Annotated in this window: 1 protein-coding gene; it reads right to left on the bottom strand. The window is 62.6% G+C overall.

Translation table 11 applies throughout. The annotated features are described in order from the left end of the window. Nucleotides 1–374, bottom strand: a 374-nt coding sequence (locus AC1DHL_RS30160) for an MFS transporter (RefSeq protein ID WP_478164389.1), incomplete at both ends; no start/stop codon positions are given.

Here is a 374-nt window from a genome sequence, read left to right as displayed (position 1 = left end):
AGCATGTTGTTGCGGCGGCCGATGCGGTCAGACAAGGCGCCGAAGATCGGCTGCATGCACATGTACAGGAACAGGCAGCCCGTCATGACGTAGCTGGCGGTCTTGATCGACATGCCGGCCGAGTTGACCAGGTACTTCTGCATGTACGTGGTGAACGTATAGAAAATCAGCGAACCGCCGGCGGTATAGCCCAGCACGGTGAAGAACGCCGCCTTGTGGTGGCGGAACAGTTCCGCCACGCTGCCGGCTTCCTTGCTGTTGCGGCTCTGTGCCGACGAGGTCTCGTGCAGCGTGCGGCGCAGCAGCAGTGCTACCACGGCAGTAATCGCGCCGATCACGAACGGAATGCGCCAGCCCCAGGCCCGGAGTTCGGC

This window comes from Variovorax sp. 10L426 (assembly GCF_056395305.1).
Note: the sequence above shows the minus strand (reverse complement) of the source record. Positions and strands in the feature narration are given on the sequence as shown.